This is a genomic window from Ferdinandcohnia jepli (assembly GCF_047246645.1).
Lineage (GTDB): Bacteria > Bacillota > Bacilli > Bacillales > Bacillaceae_L > Ferdinandcohnia.
The window spans coordinates 42,641-65,742 of record NZ_JBFOKR010000003.1; the positions used below are offsets into that span (position 1 = coordinate 42,641).

Genomic DNA, 23,102 nt, shown 5'->3' on the forward strand with positions numbered 1-23,102 from the left:
ATCAATTGCTCTCTGTTTATGCATTATTCCATTCATTTAGCTTATGATCAGATGGTAAAAGGAATGCGAGTAAACCTAAAATTGGTAAGAAACCAAGTAATATAATGGTTGGTGTAAGGCCAATGAGATCTGCAAGAGCACCGATAGCAATTGAACCGATAGCTCCCATACCGAAAGCGAGCCCTACAATTAATCCGGACATCGTTCCTATTTTTCCTGGCAGTAGTTCTTGTGCATAAACAACGGTTACACTAAAACTAGACAATAGGATGAATCCAATAACAGCAACTATTACGTATGCAATATATGGTCCGACAAAAGGCAAGATAATGGCAAGTGGTGCAGTACCTAAAAGTGAAACTAATATAACATTTCGTTTGCCAAACTTATCAGCTAGTGGGCCACCAAAGAATGTCCCTACAGCACCGGTTGCTAAGAAAAGAAAAATATAAACTTGAGCTAAGGAAATCGAATATTGATACTTTTCAATAATATAAAAAGAATAAAAGCTTGTAATGCTAGACATATACCAAGAACGGGCAAAAACGATAAAAACGATAATAATTAATGCTAACTTAATAGCCTTTGAGTTTTGAGAGTTTGTCTCAGCTGATCGAATTACTTTCTTCTTTCCATTAACCTTTTTTAATGTTTGTGAATACCAACGTGCTATATAAATAAGTAATCCAACAGCAAGAGCGGCTACTAATGAAAACCAAATCGCTCCAAACTGCCCAAGAGGTACAAGGATTAAAGCGGTTATGACTGGAGCTAGTGCTTGCCCGGAGTTTCCACCTACTTGATAAATTGATTGTGCCAATCCGCGTCTACTCCCAGCTGCCATGTAAGCTACTCTTGATCCTTCTGGGTGAAATACTGCTGAACCAATTCCAATACATAAAACAGAGAGAATAATGGTAGTAAATGTTGGCGAAATGGATAACCCAATTACACCAAAAAATGTAAAGGTTAAACCAATTGGCAATGCGTAGGGCATTGGTTTTTTATCTGTATACCAACCAACTACTGGTTGGGCAACTGAGGAAACGATTTGAAGTGCAAAGGAAATGAGGCCAAGTTGGGTAAAGGTTAAGCCCATTGATTTTTCTAAAATAGGAAACATTGCTGGAATTATTGCCTGTATTGAATCATTCAACATATGGCAAATACCTATAATGAAAAGTATCCCGTAAATCGTTTTCTGTTCATTAGAAGCTGAACTCGTAGGTGTTTGTGTTTTAGCTGCTAACATTTTAATTCTCCTTTGTTCGCCATTAGATGTAAAAAGTCAATTTATCAAACAAGACTTTATGAAATTTTTGAGTGAGTTCCGTTTAATCCCAAAAGTTCCATTGATATATACTCTATAAAAAACCTTTTTCTTATTTTTGTAAAGGAATAAATGATTATAATTCAATAGTTTTCTAGACAAAACTCGACAATTTATTTCCCGGGCTATACCTTTACCTTATTTGAAATTTCTGATAAATTTAAGGGTGTAACAGCATTCTTGAAGAGGAGGAAGCAGCAGATGAAGTATAGAAGATTGGGTAGGTCGGGCCTAAAGGTCAGTGAGATCAGTCTAGGAAGCTGGCTAACTTTTGGGAAAACTGTAGATGAAAGCAATGCAACGAAAACGATACATAAAGCCTACGAGTTAGGCGTTAATTTTTTTGATTCAGCAAATGTGTATGAAAGGGGAGAAGGAGAACGGATTCTGGCTAATGCGTTAAAAGAATTTCCACGAACATCTTATGTCATTACAACAAAAGCATACTGGCCAATGGGCGATGGACCAAATGATCGAGGGCTTTCAAGAAAACATATCATGGAACAAGTCCATGCTAGTCTTCAGAGAATGAACCTTGATTATGTAGATGTGTTCTATTGTCATCGTTATGATCATGACACTCCAGTAGATGAAACCTTACGAGCAATTGATGATTTAATTAGACAAGGTAAGATATTATATGCTGGTGTAAGTGAATGGTCTGCTGCTCAAATTCAGGAAGCCGTAACAATTGCTGATAAATATCTTTTAGATAGAATTATAGTTAACCAACCACAATATAATATGTTTCATCGTGACATTGAGGATGAAATTATACCTGTTTGTGAGAAAAATGGTATTTCTCAGGTGGTATTTTCGCCATTAGCGCAAGGAGTACTTACCGGAAAATATAAAGGTGGTACCATCCCAACGGGCAGTAGAGGAGCAAATGAACAGGTTAACGGGTGGGTTAAGAAAATTATAAATGATATAGTGTTAACGAAATTAGATCGACTCGAAGAACTCGCACAAGAGATTGGTATAACTTTACCTGAATTAGCGTTATCCTGGATATTAAGACAACATAATGTAGCCAGTACACTGGTTGGTGCATCTAATCCTGAGCAAATTGAAGCAAATGTAAAAGCATCTGAAATTATACTAGGCTTTGATGAGATTAAAAGAGTAGAAGAAATATTAACCATTTGATAATAAAAACGTTGCTTCGTGTCCTTATGGGATATTAAAAGTAAGACATAGCTAGTGAATATAAAATAATCACCCCCAGAGTTGCAATCTAACTCTGGGGGTGAATTTTAATCTTCAGTATTACTCTTCGGAAACTTCACCTGTACGATTGTACCTTGTCCCTCTTTACTATCTATTGCTATAGATCCGTTGTACATATCAACAATTCGTTTGCAAATAACTAAGCCCAACCCAGTTCCTGTTTCTTTATTTGTATAAAAAGGAGTGAATAGTTTCGATAACTGACGTTTAGGTATTCCCATACCGGTATCAATAAACTCGATAACACAATCAGTTGTATCTTGAGATAATACTATTCTTAATGAACCACCCTTATTTTCCATAGATTCGATTGCGTTTTTAGAAATGTTTAACACGAGTTGTTTAATATGGTCTTTTACACAAGTAATATAAACAGGGTTTGAAAGCTGTACATTAAATTCTACGTTATAATGATTTGCTTCAGATTGAATAATTGGTTCCAGGTCTTTGATAACTCTGGTAACGTCAAAAGAGTTTACTATATCGGCTGTTGGTTTACCTAAGATTAAAAACTCATTTACAATATCATTTATCCTAGTAATCTCCTGTTGAATAACAGAAAAATAAAATTGGTCAGATGGATCTTTATGTCTTTCACTTAATAGCTGTATTAGTCCCTTTATTCCTGTAAGAGGGTTTTTTATTTCATGTGCTGTACTGGCAGCTAATGTCCCAACTAATTCAAGTTTTTGTGTTTCATTCTCTGCTCGTTCTTTTCGTGCTTGCCTTTTAAGCATCATATACTTAATTAAGAGAAATAAAATATGGGTAAATATCAACACTAGAATAAAAAACAAGCCAGAGTTTATAAAAAATATTCTACGATCTTTTGTATCTATAATAGCCTTTCCTTCAATAGTCCAATCTACATTTTCAAGTCTACTTCGAATAATTGGAGCTTCAATATCATTGAAATCATTATTGGTACTTATCAGCAACTCATTATCTGAATCGGAAACTCTGATAAGATTATCCGGTGTTAAGACTTTAATAATGTTCTCTAAGTAGTCTAATCGGATACTAACAAGTAAAACGCCATTAAGATCGGAATCGTTCAAAATTGGAGTTGCAATCGTAACAATATATCGTCCTGTTATTCCCCCTGTATGTGCCGTTGAAACTCTTGTTTCTTTTGTCTGAAGTACCTGTTGGAAATACTCCCTTTCATAAACATTTACCTTGTTCTTTAAGTTCAGGGAGGTAACAAGAATGTCTCCATTAAGATTTGCCAAATGAAGCCCTGAATATCGTTTATCTTTTCCTTGTATCGTAGTAAGCAAACTTTTTATTTCATCTTCATGGTTTTTGCTCTGTAAAACAAGACTAAGAGTCTCAGCACTTGCGATAGTCTCACCCATAAAACTATCAAGGTAGTTTTTATGAAAGGTAACAATATCACTTATTTCCTCTGCATGAGCCCTTTGGGTGTACTCGTTATGTATTCTAATAAAACCAATTGTACTTAAAAGCGTTGGTAAAATTACTAAAAGGATATAAATATATATGTCTTTCGTTGCTAGTGATTTAATTTTCACTTGTAATCTCCTTACCGACAATCGAATGAATTTATTATAACAAAACGGTAGAAAAAGGAGAATATGTCGTTTTTTCTGTACAATGGTAAAATAGAGTTGACCTACATCCACAATTTGTTTACGGTAAAATAGTTAATTTTAAGGAGGGAATGTAAGTGAATTGGAATGAAGTATATCAAACGGCAATTGAATGGACAGAGAAAGCTGGTGAAATTCTTCGAAATGCAACGCAGGAGATTATCCATGTTGAATATAAGACTTCAGCTGCTGATCTAGTTACAAATAAAGATAAAGAAATTGAAAAGTTTTTTATGGACCATATTTCGGAAAAGTTTCCTTCCCATTTTCTCTTAGGAGAAGAGGGCCTAGCTAAGGATCAAGAGTATATTGCAGAGGATGAAATAGTTTGGATCGTCGATCCTATAGACGGCACAACAAACTTTGTCCATCAGAAACGAAACTTTGCAATATCTGTTGCCGTGTATGAAAAAGGCCAACCACGAATTGGAATTGTATACGATCCTATTGCGGGGGAAATGTTTCATGCACAAGATGGCAAAGGAGCTTTCTTAAACGACAAGCAATTACCTCAGATACGGGCAAAGTCTTTAGAAGAGGCAAATATTAGTATTAATCAACTCTGGCTAGTACCGAATGATAAGGTAGATCATACTCTTTTTACAGAGGTTGTTCAAAAAGCTCGAGGTACTCGTTACATTGGTTCTGCAGCATTAGAAATTGTTTATGTTGCTTGTGAAAGGTTAGATACATATGTTGATTTCCGATTATCACCGTGGGATATTGCTGGTGGTATGGTGATATTGAATGAAGTTGGTGGTGTTATGAAGGATTTGAATAACAATACTTTTTCTGTTTTTACGCCAGGAACAACATTATTTTCAAATAGTAAGGTGTTAGATGAAATTCTCCTACATGTTGAGTGTAAACTAGGAAAAAAGCACTAATTTCGTAATGTTTCTGTAAACCTTTTGTAAAATATTATAAAATTGTGTCGAAATTAGCAATATTTTAATATATAATAAAAAAGGTTTTACTTTTACTATATTCCTAGGAGGAGAGAGAGAATGAAAAAGTTTTTAGCAATGCTTTTGGCACTTGGGTTACTTTTAGCCGTTACAGCATGTGGTGCTTCAGAAGAAGGATCAGATGATGAAAAAGCAAACGGTGGAGAAGGGGAAAAGACTGAAGAAATTACTGAATTAACTATGGGCTTCATCCCTTCACAAGAAGCTGACACAATTGCAGACAATGTTAAACCGCTTGAAGAGTACTTAAGTGAACAGCTTGGAGTGCCTGTTAAGGCAGAAGTTATGATTGACTTCGTTGGTCTTGTAGAAGGTATGAGAACTGGACAAGTTGATATTGGCTTTACAAATCCATTTGGTTATGTACAAGCTAAAGAACGTGCGGATGTAGATGTTTTAGTTAAAGCGATTCGTCATGGATCAGATAAATATAAAGCACAATACGTTGCAGCTGCTGACTCTAAATTAAACTCTGTTGAGGATATAGTTGCTACAGAAGGTCTAACTTGGGCATACGGTGACCCACTTTCAACTTCTGGATTCTTATTTCCAGCTTCACAGTTAATGGAAATGGGAATTGAAAACCTTGATACATTCTTTAATCAAACAGCAGTACAAAGTCATGATAATGCAGCACTTGCTGTATTAGATGGTTCAGCAGATTTTGCTACAACTTTTACTGATGTTCGTGACAACCTAGAAAAAGATATTCCAGACGTAAAAGAAAAATTAAAAGTAATTGGTTTTACAGATGAAATTCCTAATGATGGAGTATCAGTTCGTAAAGACCTACCTGAAGATATGAAGAATAAAATTAGAGAAGCCTTCTTAGCGATTAACGACAATCCTGAAGTATTAAAAGTTATGAATGAAGTTTATACTTGGGATGGAATTGCAGAAGCTAAAGACGAAGAGTTTGACGTTGTTCGCGATGTTTATAACAAATTTAAAGATCAACTAGGTGAATAATCCTTTACCTATATAAATGTATAAAGAGAGAGAGGAGCCATCTTCTCTCTTTTTTATCAGATTGCGGAAATTTTGAGAAATAGGTCTCATTAAACTACTTTTTGTCTACCTAATTTTAGTGGGATGTAAATAAACCTACTTGTTAGATTTACTTTAAGAATGTAAAGGAGTAAGAACATGATTGAATTTAAAAATGTTTCTTTAACTTACCCGAATGGCCATCAAGGCTTAAAAAATATTAATGTTACGATTAATCCTGGTGAATTTGTTGTTGTAGTAGGTTTATCTGGCGCAGGAAAATCCACTTTTATCAGAAGCATTAACCAATTGGTTAAACCTACTGATGGAGAGTTATTGATAGATGGAAAGAATACATTGAAATATAAAGAAAAAGATCTTAAGAACTTACGAAAAACGATTGGTATGATTTTTCAAAACTATAATCTTGTAAATCGTATGTCCGTTCTTCGAAACGTATTAACTGGTAGACTTGGTCATATAGGTACAATAAAGAGTCTCCTTGGTCTTTTTTCTCAGGAAGACAAGGAATTAGCGATAGAGAACCTGAAACGTGTTGGAATTGAAGAAAAGGCTTATACACGTGCTGACCAACTAAGTGGTGGGCAGCAACAACGTGTAAGTATTGCACGTGCGTTAACTCAAAAGCCGAAATATATTTTGGCTGATGAGCCTGTGGCGAGTCTTGATCCTCCAACTTCACATATTGTTATGAGAGATTTAAAAAGAATTAACAAAGACTTAGGTATTACAACAATCGTTAACCTTCACTTTATTGATATGGCAATGGAATACGCAGACAGAATTATTGGTATGAGAGCAGGAGAGATTGTTTTTGATGGTCCCGCATCGACTGTAACAGAAAAAACCTTCGAGGAAATATATGGTCGTCCTATTAAGGATGATGATATCCGCGGGAGTGTTGAATAATGAGTAAACAAGCTGATCCAATAAAAAAGAAAATACCTGTTGTACCATTGCGTGCTAAGACCACAATTGGCAGTATTTTAACAGTTGTTATTGGTATATATATTGTATCTGCGATATTTACTGAAGCTTACCCAGATCGAATTATTGAGGGGATGCCTCACGTAATTGCCTTTGTTGTAAACGACTTATTTCCACCAAACTTAGGCTATGCTGATACGGTGTTAAAAAGTTTAATAGAAACGTGGAATATGGCACTACTAAGTACCACATTATCAGCAATCGTTGCATTACCAATTAGTTTTTTTGCAGCATCTAATATCAATAAGAAGAAGGGTTTTTATAAAGTAGTTCGTTTCTTTTTAAATATCCTTCGTACAATTCCAGAGTTAATCCTAGCTGTTATTTTAGTTGCATTAGTTGGTATTGGAGCTTTGGCAGGTATATTAGCACTTTTCATATTCTCAGTGGGGATTTTAGCGAAGCTAATTAGTGAAACAATCGAAGCAATTGACCCTAATCCATTAGAAGCAATTAGAGCAACTGGTGGAAATGTGATTCAAGTCATATGGTATGGTGTTTTACCACAAATCATGCCACACTTTACATCTTATTCATTGTATGTATTAGAAATTAATGTTCGTGCTTCAGTTGTCTTAGGATTTGTTGGTGCTGGTGGTATTGGTTTAATCCTGAAAAAACAACTAGCCATGTTTAATTTTGATAACGTCTCAACAATAGTCATCATGACGTTTATAGCGGTTACGATTATTGACTTTGTAAGTAACCGGGTAAGGGAGCGATTGATGTAATGAGTAAGCCAACAGAATTATTAAAACCGCCAGCAAAAAAAGGGAAATGGAAGATTGTTGTTATTTCTATTGTATTACTGTATTTATACTATATTGCTTTTACTATGACAGATTTAACATATAGAGGTTCTACTTTAAGTCCAGCAACCATATTTAAGAGACTTTTTTGGGATCCATTTTTCATGCCAGAAATTCATGCGAAAATACCCGAGTATGCTTACTACATGTTGGAATCTATACTAATTGCATATGCAGGTACATTAATTGCAGCTATCTTAGCAATCCCTTTTGGTTTCTTGGCTGCAAGAAATATCTCGAAGGTTGCAACGTTAGGTAAATGGATACTTAACGGAATAAGAGCATTCCCAGAAATTATGCTTGCGATTATCTTCGTTGCTGCTGTAGGTATTGGACCTTATGCAGGTGTACTAGCTGTAGGTATCCACTCCATTGGAATGCTAGGCAAGCTATACTCAGAAGTAGTCGAATCAATTGATATGAAGGTACTTGAAGCATTAAAAGCAAATGGAGCAAATCGTATCCAAGTAATTTGGTTCGGAGTCATTCCACAAATTATTCCGCAGTTCTCTAACTACGCCATGTACCGTTTCGAAGTTGACGTGCGTTCGTCAACAATCTTAGGGATAGTTGGAGCGGGTGGTATTGGTGCACCATTAATTATTGCTTCAATGCAACGTAACTGGGAACAAGTTGGTATGATGTTAATCATTATTATCGTTGTTGTTACCATCATTGACTTAATAAGTGGGAAAATCCGTAGTAAGATTGTTTAATAATATGTTGTTTAGCACTTTCTTATAGAAAGTGCTTTTTTAAATTATAGCGGTTTATGTAAAACAGTTTGGCTCTATGTTATAAATTTTGTGTATACTAAGTATGGGAATATTTATCGGCTATTAATATATAGAAGAGGTAACTTGAAATGAATTCTATTACAATTACAGTTCTTGAGACAAGTGATGTTCATGGCAACATTTTTCCTATTAATTATGGGAGTAATGAACCAGCAGAACTTGGGTTAGCAAAAATAGCTACATTAATAAAAAACGAAAGAGAAAAAAATGAAAATACGATTCTGATTGATAACGGCGATCTAATACAGGGGACTCCCTTGACATATCATTATGTACGCTCAAACAATACCGAAATGAACCCAATGATTAAAATACTAAATGGTTTAAAATATGACGCAGCAGTGATTGGAAATCATGAATTTAATTATGGAATGGACGTACTGAATAGAGCAATAGAAGAGTCTGAGTTTCCATGGTTGTCAGCAAATATTCTTGATCGAAATTCGAAAAAAGCTTATTTTGGAAAACCTTATTCCATCCTAAAAGTAGCAGAAGGTATTCGAGTAGCAATCCTTGGTGTAACAACTCATTACATTCCAAATTGGGAGAATCCTGAGCATATTAAAGATCTCCTATTTGAAGATGCTTTAGAAACCACGAAACAATGGGTACAAAAAATTAGAGAAGAAGAAAATCCGGATGTTATGATTGTTTCGTATCATGGCGGTTTCGAATGTGACCTAGAATCAGGCAAACCAACAGAAAACCAAACCGGCGAAAATCAAGGTTATCGTATTTGTCAGGAAGTTGAGGGAATTGATCTTCTCCTAACTGGTCACCAGCACAGATCTCTTGCGGGGAAAGTAAATAACATACCTGTTCTTCAACCAAGTTTTAATGGGCAAGCACTTGGAAAAGCAACGCTTACACTAAAAAAACAGGCAGGTAGCTGGATTGTTGAGGAGTCAGATGTCGAATTACTATCTTTAGATTCAATTGAACCGGACAAGAACATGATTGAGTTTGTTCAAGGATATGAAGAAAATACGCAAGCATGGTTAGATAAACCAATCGGGCGTGTGGTTGGTAATATGACAATAAACGATCCACTTGAGGCACGATTAAAAGACAATGCACTAGTAGAGTTTATTAATAAGGTTCAAATGGATGTAGCCCATGTATCCATTTCAAATACTGCTCTATTTAACAATATAACTAAAGGATTTCCAGAGAATATTACAATGAGAGATGTCGTTTCAAATTATATTTATCCAAATACATTATCTGTAGTACGTATTAGCGGAGAGGATTTGAAACAGGCTCTTGAACGAAGTGCCAGCTACTTTATGTTAAATGATGGAGAAGTAACAGTTAATCCTTCATTTACAACACCGAAGCCTCAACATTATAACTATGATATGTGGGAAGGTATTGAATATACATTTGATATATCAAAATCCATCGGTAATAGAGTAGTAAAGCTAACATTCAATGGTGAACCAATCCAGCCGAATGGTGAATATGACGTCGTGATGAATAACTATCGAGCAGGTGGCGGCGGAGATTATGTAATGTTTAAAGATAAACCGATTGTTAAGGATATCCCTTTAGATATGTCAGAGTTAATTGCGAATTATATTCTAGAAAGAGGAACAATCGAGGCAACTGTTAATAATAATTGGAAAGTAATATGGTGAAAAAAAAGGCTGCCAGATACGGCAGCCTTAATTATTTATTTGTTCACTTGGTAAAATTAGAATCTCAACTCGTCGATTAAGTTTTCGACCTTCTGCTGTATCATTCGTAGCAATCGGGTCGAATTCGCCAAGACCACGAGCACTAAAGTGGCTAGGATTTAGTTTTTCATTTTCTAATAAGATTTTCATGAAATTAATTGAGCGCATAACGCTTAAGTGCCAATTGCTTTCAAATTGCCGGTTATTGATTGGGACATTATCGGTATGTCCACTAACAATTATATTTCGTGGAGGATTCATTACTAAAAGGTCAGAAATTTCTCTTGCCAACTTTGCATCGGCAGGACGTACTTGGGCACTTGCTGAATCGAAAAATGCGCCATCCTTTAATGTTACGAGAAGTCCTTCTTCGGTAAGTCGAGTTTGAAGGCTTAAATCTAATCCATTAACTTCTATATAATTATTGATTTTTCCTTGTAACTCCTTAAGTTCCTCATGATCCTTCTCTTTCCTTGCCTTTTCAGTTTCATTTTCTTCACCAGTTTGAATACTTTCTATCTCAGTTGGTTCAGGGCTTTCATATTCAAGAAATGAAGTACCGCCACTAAAAATATTATTAAATGAGCTAGCAAGTTGATGGAATTTATTTGCATCAACAGAACTAGATGCAAATAATACAATAAATAAAGCTAACAGAAGGGTAAGTATATCAGCATAAGGCACTAACCATGATTCATCTACATGTTCCTCATGATGCTCTTTCTTTTTTCTTCTAGCCATCGATTGCTTCACCCTCTGTCATAATCCGTTTACGGTCATTACTTGATAGATATGTTGAAAGCTTTTGTTCGATTGCTCTTGGAGATTGACCTTCAAGGACAGATAATACTCCTTCAATCATAACCTCCCGAATTTTAACTTCCTGCTTGGACTTTCGCTTCAATTTATTTGCAAAAGGATGCCATAATACATAGCCAGTGAAAATACCAAGTAATGTAGCAACGAATGCTGCTGAAATTGCTTTACCTAACTCATCAGTATTATCCATATGGCTTAAGGCTGCAATTAAACCGACAACGGCACCTAACACTCCTAATGTAGGGGCATAGGTTCCAGCTTGTGTAAATATTGACGCACCTGATAAATGTCTTTCTTCCATTGCTTCAATTTCTTCTGTCATAACATCTCGAATAAATTCAGCACTTTGTCCATCTACAGCCATACTTAAACCATTACGTAAAAATTCATCATCTACTTCAGCTACTTTCACTTCTAAAGCGAGGAGCCCTTCTTTACGGGCAATTGTCGCCCAGTTGGTAAACATCGGAATTAATTCTTCGATCGACAGCATTTTTCTTTCTTTAAACAGAACACCAAATAACTGAGGAACTCTTTTTAATTCACTTGATGGAAATGCTATGGTTACCGCAGCGATTGTTCCTAGAATAATAATTAAAATAGCTGCTGGATTAATGAGCGCTGAAAGGCTTACCCCTTTCAAAACCATACCAACAAAAACTGCAATGAACCCAAGGATTACTCCTATTAATGACGACTTATCCAAATTATCTCACCTAAACTTTCATACGATTGTAATAGACTAGTAGTTATTTTTATTAATAGTTAAGGCTATTTTCGCAAATTTTGTTGCTTTTTTAATCTCTATTGGAAGGTGATTTGAACTGGAAAATGATTTCAAGACAAGTGATTGGAGCGTATGGTACGAGACTCCTCGAAAATGCTTTGCATTTTCTTCGTGCGTGGGAGAATTCAAAGGAGCCTCTCAAAGTCCTGCGGGAAAGTCATAGGATCGTCTACTAAAAACCGCCACGTCCTGTGGCGAACGTAGACGTCAGCACATCCTCGAAAATGCTATGCATTTTCTTCGTGCGATGCTTATGCTGCCGGAGCCTTCCTTGTCCTGTGCAAGTCAAGTGAGACCCCGCAGGAGCGCAGCGACTTGTCCAACTTCAGCGACTAAAAACTCGAGAAATTTCAACTCCTCCGTCAGAGGCAAAAGACGCCTCTTTTTCGGAGTCTCCGACGCACAGGATGTGCTAGTGCCGCCAAAGCCACAGGACGTGGCGTTATTGGCGGCCAATTTCCTCGTTTCTGACCAAGCCGCTTCAGCATTTCAGTGAGGAGGCTCACGGTCCGCCCGCGGAAAGCAAGTGCCAGGAGCGGAAATCACCAAACTTTGTTCAATACACTTTCAAAGAATAAACGCAAAATAGCAACAACTTTAAAGGAAAAGAGCCAAAGAAATAATGTCTATCAATTATATCGACAAAAAATCCAAATAGTTAAGAATATCTTATCAGAATGTAGCTGATTTTGACGAAGATTTAATTGTGGAAAAAAAGGGGAGTATTGGTTTACAATAAAATAGAATACATATTCTATTTCTTTAAAAGGAGAACCCTATATGAATTTTAATGATTATCAGTATGTCCGTCCTAATATGGATGAAGTCAATCAAACTTTCAACGAAGCACTAGAAAGATTTAAAAATGCAGAAAATCCTGCAGATCAAGATCAAGCAATGAAGGATATTATTGCGATCCAAAGAAGAGTAGATACAGCTTTTAACCTTTGCTATGTTAGACATACAATCGATACAAATGACGAATTCTACAAGCAAGAACAGGATTACCTAGATGAAATCCAACCATTAGTTCAAGGTCTTACAACTTCTTACTATGAGGCACTAGTAAACTCTAAGTTTCGCGTAGAACTAGAGGCTAAATGGGGTAAGCATCTGTTTAATTTTGCTGATACACAACTGAAAACCTTCTCACCAGAGGTAGTAGAAGATCTTCAGCAAGAAAACAAACTTTCTTCTGAATATACAAAACTTGTTGCATCAGCAAAAATTGAGTTTGAAGGTGAAGAGTATACATTAGCCCAGCTTCAACCGTTAGCAGAATCAACTGACCGTGACATGCGGAAAAAGGCTAATGAAGCACGTTTTGCTTTTTATCAGCAACATCAAGAAAAATTTGATGAGATTTACGACAAGTTAGTGAAGGTACGTACTAAGGTTGCTCATAAGCTAGGTTTTAACAATTTTGTAGAGCTTGCATATGCAAGACTTTCAAGAACAGATTACAATGCTGAAATGGTTGCTACCTTCAGAAACCAAGTTAAGGAGCATATCGTTCCTTTAGCTGTTAACCTTCGTAAACGCCAAGCAGAGCGAATTGGTGTTGACAGCTTAAAATACTATGATGAGTCGTTCCGTTTCAAAACAGGAAATGCAACTCCAAAAGGAGACCCTGAATGGATCATCAACAACGGTAAGAAAATGTATGATGAGCTGTCACATGAAACTAGTGAATTCTTTAATTTTATGATTGATAATAATTTAATGGACTTGGTAGCTAAAAAAGGAAAAGCAAGTGGTGGATATTGTACATATATCTCTGACTATCAATCACCATATATTTTCTCAAACTTCAATGGTACATCTGGTGATATTGATGTATTAACTCATGAAGCAGGTCATGCATTCCAGGTATACTCAAGTAGACATTATGAGGTACCGGAGTATAATTGGCCAACATATGAAGCTTGTGAAATTCATTCGATGAGTATGGAGTTCTTTACATGGCCATGGATGGAATTATTCTTCAAAGAAGATACAGATAAGTACAAGTTTGCTCATCTAAGTGAAGCTCTTTTATTCCTTCCATATGGTGTAGCAGTTGATGAGTTCCAACACTTTGTGTATGAAAATCCAGATGTAACTCCAGCAGAGCGTAATAAAGCTTGGAGAGAAATCGAACACAAGTATATGCCAAATAAAGATTATGATGGCAATGAATACTTAGAACAAGGTGGATTCTGGCAACGTCAAAGTCATATTTACACTACTGCGTTCTATTATATTGATTACACATTAGCACAAATTTGTGCATTCCAATTCTGGAAAAAATCACGTGAAGATCATGATACTGCGTGGGCTGATTATGTTCATCTTTGCAAGCAAGGTGGAAGTAAGCCGTTTACAGAGCTTGTACAAGTAGCGAATCTACTTTCTCCATTTGAAGAAGGAACTGTTCAATCTGTAGTTGGTGAAATTGAATCTTGGTTAAATAGTGTGGATGACAAACAATTATAATTAAGGAAAGGGCTGTAAACATATGTTTACGGTCCTTTTTTAATAATCAGGTTTTCGTTTATGCAAAATTATTTTTTTAAGGATATAATAAATACATAAACAAATAAATGAGGGTGTTTTTCATGATTCATCTAAAGACAAAAAGAGAAATTGAACTAATGCGAGAAGCTGGACAAATTCTTGCAGCATGCCACAAGGAAATTAGAAAATTAATTCAGCCTGGGATAACCTCAATGGAGATTGACAGCTTTGCTGAAACCTTCCTTAAAAAAAATGGTGCCACTCCTGAGCAAAAGGGTTACAAAGGATATGAATACGCAACATGTGCTTCAATAAATGATGAAATTTGTCATGGTTTTCCTCGAAAACAACCATTGAAAAACGGAGATATCGTTACAATTGACATGGTAGTAAATTTAGGGGGAGCACTGGCAGACTCTGCATGGTCTTATGGCGTTGGAGAAATATCTGACGAGGCAGAAAAGCTCCTACATGTTACGAAAACAGCTCTTTATAAAGGAATCGAACAAGCGGTTGTAGGAAACCGTCTTGGTGATATCGGTCATGCTATTCAGTCTTATACAGAGGCTGAAGGGTTTTCAGTTGTTCGAGATTTTATTGGGCATGGCATTGGACCAACGATGCATGAAGAACCACAGGTGCTTCATTATGGCCTTCCAAATAAGGGACTTCGATTAAAAGAAGGCATGGTTTTCACAATTGAACCAATGGTTAACGTAGGAAAATGGCAATCAAAAATGGACAAAAACGGCTGGACTGCTCGTACAATTGATGGTAGTCTCTCAGCACAGTATGAGCATACACTAGCAGTTACACAGGATGGACCAATTATATTAACTGATCAGGATGCTTAAGTAGTCTATAAAAGAAAAAGTCACTAGTAGTAGTGACTTTTTTAATGCATTTTTTTAGTTCTAACAAGTTTCACAAACAACTCTTTTACTCCTCATTCTTCTAAATATTGTAGGTTTTGAATGTGCTTTTTTAACCTTATTCGTAAAATTTATCTCACTCTGACGAAGTTCTCTCTCGGTATCTAAAATCATTTTTGCGATGGTATAGTTTAGCAAAGGGCTCACTCTCCTTTAGATTTAACACTGTGCCTTCTTCTTTTGGCTACATGTTCATTCTAAAGGTAGTTGCGTTTTATTACATCGGATAGGAGTTTGATTTGAAATCATAGTTGTGATGTACACCACCTACGACTAAAGGAGGAGGGATAAGATTGTTGGGAAAATAGTGTCAGCTACAAAATGAAAGTAAAGAGGGAAAAAGGCTACGATTAAGTTTCCAATCATACAGTATTTGCAATAGAACTTTCTTGTAGTTCCAGGCTCCTCTGCAATGGAAGCGAAAAGAGCACCTACAAGACAAGAAAATACAAATAATCCATACCCAAATAACATTCCAAGTCTTTCATTAAAAAGAATAAAGCTTGCCGCTGATCCATTAAAAAGGAGAAGAGAAAAAGAAAAAAATAATAATAGCTTTGAAATAATAGACATTATATACACCTCGAAATATGTATATGAGACTGACTATTTTGTAATGACAATGATTTCCCTTCCTCATAAATATTTATTTGCATTAAATAAGTTGATTAGTAGCCTTTAAATATGATTAAATAAAATAAACTAGGTAGTCGTTTTTTAAGAAAGGAGTTTTTGATATGCCACCGATTGTTTCAGAGGAGTACAAAGAAAAGAAGAAGAAAGAGATTTTAAAGAGTGCAATGAAAGCATTTGGAGAAAAGGGATATCAGGTTGCAACAATTGATGATATTGTTGCCTATTCAGGTATGAGCAAGGGGGCAATTTACAACTACTTTGAAAGTAAAGAGGATATATATGTGCAGCTTATGAATGCACAGACGGAAAGGGATTTAAGTAGGTTTAAACAAGAAACAGATGCATTGTCTACGTCTACGGAGAAACTTCGTTACTTTTTTACGACTTTCTCAGGCGTTAACCTAAACGAACAGAAACAACGCTCAATTCAAGTTCAAATTGAATTTTTTCTAAACTCTGGACGAGATAAGCAATTGAAAAAATTGATGATTGACCGTTTTAAGAATCTTTATCAAAAGTTATTAAAGGATATTATTGATGAAGGAAAGAGAACAGGAGAATTTGGTTCTGATGTTGAGTCTGAGATCATTGCTGCATTGTTCTGGGGAATCTTAGACGGAGTTAGTCTTCATTACTCGGTTATTGGAGACCAGGACCTTTATCGAAATACTATAAAAAAAGCAGAGGAAATTGTTCTCCAGCATGTTCAAAGATAGAGAAGGAGTTCTTTCCTTCTAACATAATTTAAACCGACTAGTCGATTTAAAAGGAGTGTGAATAATGAGTTCAATTAGGAAACTAACTATAGAGGAATTGGATCATTTTATTCGAATTGATACAAACGCGTATCCAGGTGTTGTCACTCATTCGCCTGAGGTTCAGATGAAACTTAAGCAACAAATTCAAAATACACAGCTGCATGATCCTCAAGCCGATTATTACGGCCTTTTTCGCAATGAAAAAGTAGTAGGAGGAATGAGAATTCACCATTTCACCATGAACTTCTGTTCTCAGTTAATAGAGGTTGGCGGAGTGGGTTCAATTGCAGTCGATCTCCTTCACAAAAAAGAAGGGGTAGCAAAGGAATTAATTCAGTATTTTATTTCATACTTTCGCGAACGCAGGGTTCCAATCGTCATGTTGTATCCTTTTCGGCTGGACTTTTACAAAAGAATGGGATTTGGTTACGGAACAAAGATGAATCAATTTAAAATAAACCCTGCAAGTTTTCTAAAGAATCTTGGAAATAAGGAAGTACAATATTTGACTGAAGAGGATAAGAAAGATGTGCTGGATTGCTATAATCGATATGCAGAAATCCAGCATGGAATGTGCTTGAGAACTGATTCTGAGGCCGATACGTTATTCAAAAATCCTAATGTACTTTATGTTGGTTTAAAAAAAGATAACAAGATTGAAGGTTATCTCTCATTTTCGTTTAAGAAAAAAAGTGATACTAACTTTTTATTGAATGATTTAATTGTGAAGGAATTCATCTATGAAACTAGTGAGGCTAAACAACAACTTGTTGGATTTCTTCATAACCAATTTGACCAAATCAATAGAGTAATAGTTAACACTCAAGATGAATTTTTCCATTACTCCATTACAGACCCTACGAATGGATCAAACCATCTTATTCCAAGTTGTTATCATGAAACACATACAACTGGACTCGGCATCATGTATCGGATAATTGATGTAGCAGGTTTATTTGAAACACTTAATAACCATAATTTCAATGATATTTCATATTCAGTAAAGATAACTGTTGAGGATTCATTTGTTCCAGAGAACTCGGGGAGTGTAGTAGTAGATTTTGAACAAGGTTATGCACAAATAGTTGAGGACTCGGTACCTAATGCAGAAATAAAACTGGACGTTTCAGATTTCTCATCACTTGTGATGGGAGCAGTTAATGCGAAGGCTTTGTATCAGCAAGGTTTATTAACTATTACAAAACCGGAAGATATCGGGATTATTAATCGATTGTTCTTAACAGATGACAAACCGATTTGTATGACTGCGTTTTAGAGGCTTGAATAAATGCGATACACGTAAGATGTAAAAATGAGCAAGGGTGTATCGCAAGAGCGTGATGCGATATACGCATGTCAGGAATACGAGTAACTGCGAAAATATGTAGATACCATAAGATAACATTGCAATAAAATACCAAAAACAAAGGAGAACTTAAAATGATCACGATTAAACGTTTATCAGATTGTACTCTTGAAGATGCTGTGTATGCTTGGAATAGGGGATTTGAAGGATACTATTTTACTATGAATACAACTGTAGATCTTTTTACGAGAAGGTTGATTTTAGAGGGGCTCTCTCCAACGTTATCAGTTATTGCTTATGACGGGACTACTCCAGTTGGGATAATCCTTAATGGAGTCAGACTCATTAACGGAAAAAAGGTTTCTTGGAATGGCGGAACAGGTGTGGCGCCAGAATATCGTGGAAAAGGTGTAGGCAAGCAACTTATGGAGGCAATTCTAGCAATCTATGAGGAAGAAGGTGTCGATGTAGCTACCCTTGAAGCGATTAGTGAAAACAAGAAGGCAATTACGTTGTATGAAAAAGTTGGTTATAAAGTAATTGATGACCTTGTCCATTTACAACATAATGGAAGCTTAGCTAACGGGGCATTTTCCACTGAAGATGTGGGATACACCTATGTGAAGGGTTTACCTATCGATGCATCAAAACTCAGCTTTTATAAGGCAATGGTACCTTGGCAAACACAATGGAATAATGCTCGTGATGGAGAGTCACTGCTTACCCTCGATGAGAAAGGCAATGTAATTGGATACGCCATTTTTAAAAGGCATTTTAATGAGGAAGGACAATTACAAGCAATTATTCTATATCAATGCGAAGCAGCACCATCGATAGAGGATAAAGAAGGAGTAGTCAGAGGTTTACTACAAAGAGTCTATGGATCTTCAGAACTTGAACTACTTAGGTCTGCCGGAAATATTTCTACCTCAAATAAAATTTTATGTGAATTATTAAAAAATGAAGGCTTTAGTGTGAAAGCAGAGCAAGTCTTTATGATAAAATAAATTATTAGAATATTTCCACCTTTATAGCAGGGTGGATTTATTTTTGCAAAATGCAACTCATTGTAAGGGGGGAGGTTCTTTTGAGGAAGATCATCCTGCGAGACGTCACGATGAATAATCTTTTTGATGTGATTCAATTAAAGACCGAGAACAAAACTGAGTTTGTGTTGTTTGAAAAATGGGTGGCTTCAAATGTTTTTTCATTGGCTCAAGCAAAGGTCCAGCCAGATTGGGTTACAAAGGCGATATACGATGGTATCCAACTCATTGGTTTTACAATGTATGGTCTAGAAACAGAACATAATCGCTATGAATTATGTAGAATCATGATTGATCATAAATACCAAGGTAAAGGATATGGAACAGCTGCTGTTAAAGAAGTTATCGATGAGATGGTACGAACATTACCTTATTGTACCGAGATTTATTTATCTGTTATACCGGAAAACAAGGCAGCAATCCACGTATATACGGAAGCTGGATTTAAAAAGACTGGAGAAATTATTAAAGGCTTTGTTGATGAGGATGTATACTGCTATAAGGTGTAGTTGTGTGTCTAAGGTGGAAGGAGTAGAAGTGTGAAAGCAATCGCAATTGGTATTTTATCGTCCGTGTTTTTTGCTGTTACTTTTATTTTAAATCGTTCAATGGAACTATCAGGTGGAAGCTGGTTATGGAGTTCCTCGTTGCGATATTTCTTTATGCTCCCGTTTTTATTAGGTATCGTGCTTATACGAGGGAACATGAAGGGGCTGTTAAACGAACTCCGTTTACATCCAATAAAGTGGATGTTTTGGAGTACAGTAGGGTTCGGGTTGTTCTATGCACCTTTAACTTTTGCCGCAGCATCAGGACCCGGTTGGTTAGTTGCAGGAACTTGGCAATTTGTAATTATTGCTGGACTTCTGGTTGTACCTGTATTTTATAAAACTGTTCAAACAGAAAAAGGAGAGCAGCGGGTACGTGAGAAAATACCGTTTAAGGGACTTATTTTTTCTTGTTTTATTTTTATCGGTATTATTTTGATTCAGCTACAAGAAGCAAGCGAAGGGTTCAGCGCAGAAATGTTATTGTTAGGTGTGCTCCCAGTTGTAGTTGCTGCGTTTGCCTATCCATTAGGTAATCGTAAAATGATGGAGCATTGTAAAAATGAGTTCGATACCTTTCAACGGGTCCTAGGAATGACGATTGCTTCAACACCATTCTGGTTAGTCATTGCTGGAACAGGAGCAGCTACAGTTGGTTTACCGAGCATGGATCAAGTTATACAATCTTTCATTGTTGGCATTTCATCGGGTGTGATTGCAACTGTACTCTTCTTCTTTGCGACTGAGCTTGTAAAACATGATCAAAGTAAATTGGCGGCTGTAGAAGCTACTCAAGCTACACAAATTTTATTTGTCATGTTAGGTGAAATTGTTCTGTTGAATGAATCAATACCAAGCGTTTATTCATTTATCGGTCTGCTAATGATCATCGTTGGAATGGTACTTCACAGTTTATTTTCAAATAGGAAAATGCCCCTTAAGCCAAGCAAATTACAAGGTAAAGTGGGGATTTAATGGTGTCTCAAGTGAGGCATCTTTTTTAATGAAGTCAAAAACACTCCCCATTACTGAGGAGTGCCAGAGAATTATTTAATGACTATCTTATCGTTTTCCATCGTTACAACAAGAGTCGTTTTGTTTTCATCTTCTAGTAGAACATCGGTAATTTGGTCCTCTAGTTGCTCTTGAATAACACGACGAAGTGGACGTGCTCCAAAGGCAGGATGGTAACCAAGTTCAGCTAATTTTTGTTTCGCTGCTTCTTCTACTGTAATTGTAATATTTTGTTCTTGAAGTGTTGCTTCAAGTTCTTTAAGCATTAAATCAACGATTTGCAGCAGATGCTCTTTTTCAAGCTGCTTGAATTCAATAATGCTGTCAAATCGGTTTAAGAATTCTGGTTTAAAGAAAGAACCAAGTGAGTCTAAAATAGAGGACTCTTTATATGCATCTGTCTCAGCTTTTTCAAAACCTACAGTAATCTTCTTATGACCGACACCAGCGTTACTAGTCATAATAATGACAGTTTCTTTAAAGCTGACAGTTCTGCCTTGGCTATCTGTTAGTCGGCCATCTTCTAAGATTTGAAGGAACATGTGTTGAACATCTGGATGTGCTTTTTCAATTTCATCTAACAGGATAATGCTATATGGGTTTCTACGTACCTTTTCTGTTAATTGTCCAGCTTCTTCATGACCTACATATCCTGGAGGTGAACCAATAATTTTTGAAACAGAATGTTTCTCCATGTATTCACTCATATCAAGACGAATCATAGCATCTTTAGAGCCAAATAATTCTTCAGCGAGTGTTTTTGTAAGCTCAGTTTTACCCACACCTGTTGGTCCTACGAATAGGAAAGTACCAATTGGTCTTGTTTTTGCTTTTAAGCCTGCACGGCTACGTCGAACCGCTTTAGCTACCTTCGAAACTGCTTCTTCTTGACCAATAACCTTTTTCGCTAAGTTTTCCGCAAGATATTTCAATTTTTCTTGTTCATTTTCTTGAAGCTTACCTACAGGAATACCTGTTTTCTTTTCAATAATTTGTTGGATATTTTTAACATCTACAACATGTTCTTCATTTCTTTCAGGAGTATTTAGCTGCTTCTCAAGAAGAATTTCTTGGTGACGTAGCTTAGCAGCAAGTTCATAGTCTTCCTCTGAAGCTGCCTTTTCCTTTTCTGCAGCAATCTTTGCAAGTTGTTCTTCAAGGTCTTTTGAGTTTGTACCACCAGAAAGAAGGTTCATTTTTGAGCCTGCTTCATCTAATAGGTCAATTGCTTTGTCTGGTAAAAAGCGATCTTGGATGTAACGATGTGATAGAGTTACGCACGCTTTAATCGCCTCATCTGAGTATTTGACGTTATGGAAGTCTTCGTATTTCGTTTTTATACCTTCTAGTATTTGAATCGCTTCTTCAATAGTTGGCTCATCTACAGTTACTGGCTGGAAGCGTCGTTCAAGAGCTGCGTCTTTTTCGATTTGTCGATATTCTTTAAGTGTTGTTGCACCGACAACCTGAAGTTCGCCACGTGCTAGTGCAGGTTTTAAGATGTTACCAGCGTCCATTGAGCCTTCAGCAGACCCTGCACCAACAAGTAGATGAATTTCATCGATGAAAAGAATAATATTTTTGCGTTTTTGTAGTTCAGCAATTAATTGCTTCATTCTTTCTTCAAATTGACCACGAATACCTGTGTTTGCAACAAGTGAAGCTACATCCAGTAAATAAACTTGTTTATTCAAAAGCTTACCTGGTGCTTTGCCTTCTGAAATTTGTAAAGCTAAACCTTCAGCGATAGCGGTTTTACCAACACCTGGTTCTCCAATTAGGACTGGGTTATTTTTATTACGGCGATTTAGAATTTCAATAACACGTTGAATTTCCTCATCTCGTCCGATAACAGGGTCAATTAAACCTGCTTTGGCCATTTGTGTTAGGTTGCGGCCAAAATGGTCAAGAAGACCACCGCCGTTACCACCGTGTTTTGGCTGTGCTTGTTGATTCATATTCATTTGTTGTCCAGAAAAACCTTTTAGCATGTCATCAAATGAAAAATTAGGAAAACCATTCATTCCTGAAGGTATTTTCATGTTGTTTTTCTCCTTTGCATAACATTCGTGGCAAAGCTGAATTTGTCTTTTCTCATGATTAAATTGAATGTGTAATTGTACTGTTGCTTCGTTTTGGTTACATGCTTGACAAATCATAAACAAAATACCTCCTAATTATTAAATATTTTGATTTGACTATATTTGACCAATAGAATATATAAAAACCGTGTTACCACGGATTATAAGTTAAAAGTAGCAGGTCAGGATGCGTTTGACTATCTTTGACCTTTGACTTCATTATACTTTGACCTTTTTTGACTTTCAAGAGAAAAGCACTAG

Annotated in this window: 20 protein-coding genes; 15 read left to right on the plus strand and 5 right to left on the minus strand. The window is 36.2% G+C overall.

Translation table 11 applies throughout. The annotated features are described in order from the left end of the window. Positions 1-16 precede the first annotated feature (16 nt). On the minus strand, positions 17-1,252 hold the full coding sequence (locus AB3M96_RS03770) for an MFS transporter (RefSeq protein WP_412966239.1): 1,236 nt from the start codon (positions 1,250-1,252) through the stop codon (positions 17-19). Between the two features lie 279 nt (positions 1,253-1,531). On the opposite strand from AB3M96_RS03770, the gene AB3M96_RS03775 reads away from it, so the two are divergent. Further along, positions 1,532-2,479, plus strand: coding sequence for an aldo/keto reductase family protein (locus AB3M96_RS03775; RefSeq protein WP_412966240.1), 948 nt, complete (start codon positions 1,532-1,534; stop codon positions 2,477-2,479). Between the two features lie 107 nt (positions 2,480-2,586). On the opposite strand, the gene AB3M96_RS03780 is transcribed toward AB3M96_RS03775, so the two are convergent. Next, entirely contained in the window at positions 2,587-4,095 is a 1,509-nt protein-coding gene (locus tag AB3M96_RS03780; RefSeq protein WP_412966241.1) for an ATP-binding protein, read from the minus strand. 155 nt (positions 4,096-4,250) lie between these two features. Here AB3M96_RS03780 and AB3M96_RS03785 point away from each other — a divergent pair, with 155 nt between their 5' ends. The 6 genes from AB3M96_RS03785 to AB3M96_RS03810 all read left to right on the plus strand — a co-directional run bounded on the left by AB3M96_RS03785 (position 4,251) and on the right by AB3M96_RS03810 (position 10,379). Continuing rightward, positions 4,251-5,060, plus strand: a complete 810-nt coding sequence (locus tag AB3M96_RS03785) for an inositol monophosphatase family protein (RefSeq protein WP_412966242.1) — start codon at positions 4,251-4,253, stop codon at positions 5,058-5,060. 120 nt (positions 5,061-5,180) lie between these two features. After that, entirely contained in the window at positions 5,181-6,110 is a 930-nt protein-coding gene (locus AB3M96_RS03790; protein ID WP_412966243.1) for a phosphate/phosphite/phosphonate ABC transporter substrate-binding protein, read from the plus strand. Between the two features lie 177 nt (positions 6,111-6,287). Beyond that, positions 6,288-7,058 carry a phosphonate ABC transporter ATP-binding protein gene (gene phnC / locus AB3M96_RS03795; RefSeq protein WP_412966244.1) on the plus strand — a complete coding sequence of 257 codons (771 nt, stop codon included), beginning with the start codon at positions 6,288-6,290 and terminating at the stop codon, positions 7,056-7,058. Further along, complete coding sequence (gene phnE / locus AB3M96_RS03800) at positions 7,058-7,867, plus strand: phosphonate ABC transporter, permease protein PhnE (RefSeq protein ID WP_412966245.1); 810 nt, start codon at positions 7,058-7,060, stop codon at positions 7,865-7,867. Before phnC ends, phnE (AB3M96_RS03800) begins: the two co-directional genes overlap by 1 nt. Beyond that, entirely contained in the window at positions 7,867-8,661 is a 795-nt protein-coding gene (gene phnE, locus AB3M96_RS03805) for a phosphonate ABC transporter, permease protein PhnE (protein WP_412966246.1), read from the plus strand. The genes phnE (AB3M96_RS03800) and phnE (AB3M96_RS03805) overlap by 1 nt, the downstream gene beginning before the upstream one ends. A 149-nt stretch (positions 8,662-8,810) precedes the next feature. Next, positions 8,811-10,379: a bifunctional metallophosphatase/5'-nucleotidase gene (locus AB3M96_RS03810; protein WP_412966247.1), complete on the plus strand. Its 1,569-nt coding sequence runs from the start codon at positions 8,811-8,813 to the stop codon at positions 10,377-10,379. 27 nt (positions 10,380-10,406) lie between these two features. Here the strand turns inward: AB3M96_RS03810 and motB are convergent, their stop codons facing one another. Both motB and motA read right to left on the minus strand, forming a co-directional pair. Further along, positions 10,407-11,159 (minus strand): flagellar motor protein MotB, encoded by a 753-nt coding sequence (motB, locus tag AB3M96_RS03815; RefSeq protein WP_412966248.1) that lies wholly within the window; start codon positions 11,157-11,159, stop codon positions 10,407-10,409. Then, on the minus strand, positions 11,152-11,943 hold the full coding sequence (motA, locus tag AB3M96_RS03820; protein ID WP_412966249.1) for a flagellar motor stator protein MotA: 792 nt from the start codon (positions 11,941-11,943) through the stop codon (positions 11,152-11,154). The genes motB and motA overlap by 8 nt, the downstream gene beginning before the upstream one ends. An 861-nt stretch (positions 11,944-12,804) precedes the next feature. Here motA and AB3M96_RS03825 point away from each other — a divergent pair. The 8 genes from AB3M96_RS03825 to AB3M96_RS03860 all read left to right on the plus strand — a co-directional run bounded on the left by AB3M96_RS03825 (position 12,805) and on the right by AB3M96_RS03860 (position 20,721). Next, positions 12,805-14,499, plus strand: a complete 1,695-nt coding sequence (locus tag AB3M96_RS03825; RefSeq protein WP_412966250.1) for a M3 family oligoendopeptidase — start codon at positions 12,805-12,807, stop codon at positions 14,497-14,499. 122 nt (positions 14,500-14,621) lie between these two features. Further along, positions 14,622-15,374 (plus strand): type I methionyl aminopeptidase, encoded by a 753-nt coding sequence (gene map / locus AB3M96_RS03830; protein ID WP_412966251.1) that lies wholly within the window; start codon positions 14,622-14,624, stop codon positions 15,372-15,374. A gap of 490 nt (positions 15,375-15,864) precedes the next feature. Further along, on the plus strand, positions 15,865-16,134 hold the full coding sequence (locus tag AB3M96_RS03835; RefSeq protein WP_412966252.1) for a hypothetical protein: 270 nt from the start codon (positions 15,865-15,867) through the stop codon (positions 16,132-16,134). Between the two features lie 55 nt (positions 16,135-16,189). Further along, a complete protein-coding gene (locus tag AB3M96_RS03840; RefSeq protein ID WP_412966253.1) occupies positions 16,190-16,804 on the plus strand; it encodes a TetR/AcrR family transcriptional regulator in 615 nt (204 codons plus the stop codon). A gap of 64 nt (positions 16,805-16,868) precedes the next feature. Then, on the plus strand, positions 16,869-18,122 hold the full coding sequence (locus AB3M96_RS03845) for a GNAT family N-acetyltransferase (RefSeq protein ID WP_412966254.1): 1,254 nt from the start codon (positions 16,869-16,871) through the stop codon (positions 18,120-18,122). Positions 18,123-18,286: 164 nt separating this feature from the next. Beyond that, entirely contained in the window at positions 18,287-19,159 is an 873-nt protein-coding gene (locus tag AB3M96_RS03850) for a GNAT family N-acetyltransferase (protein WP_412966255.1), read from the plus strand. Between the two features lie 80 nt (positions 19,160-19,239). Next, positions 19,240-19,707, plus strand: a complete 468-nt coding sequence (locus tag AB3M96_RS03855) for a GNAT family N-acetyltransferase (RefSeq protein WP_412966256.1) — start codon at positions 19,240-19,242, stop codon at positions 19,705-19,707. Positions 19,708-19,737: 30 nt separating this feature from the next. Next, the gene (locus AB3M96_RS03860; RefSeq protein WP_412966257.1) at positions 19,738-20,721 is read left to right on the plus strand and encodes a DMT family transporter; all 984 of its coding nucleotides are present in this window, start codon (positions 19,738-19,740) and stop codon (positions 20,719-20,721) included. Positions 20,722-20,792: 71 nt separating this feature from the next. Here AB3M96_RS03860 and AB3M96_RS03865 read toward each other — a convergent pair whose 3' ends face one another. Beyond that, on the minus strand, positions 20,793-22,919 hold the full coding sequence (locus AB3M96_RS03865; protein WP_412966258.1) for an ATP-dependent Clp protease ATP-binding subunit: 2,127 nt from the start codon (positions 22,917-22,919) through the stop codon (positions 20,793-20,795). Between the last annotated feature and the right edge of the window lie 183 nt (positions 22,920-23,102).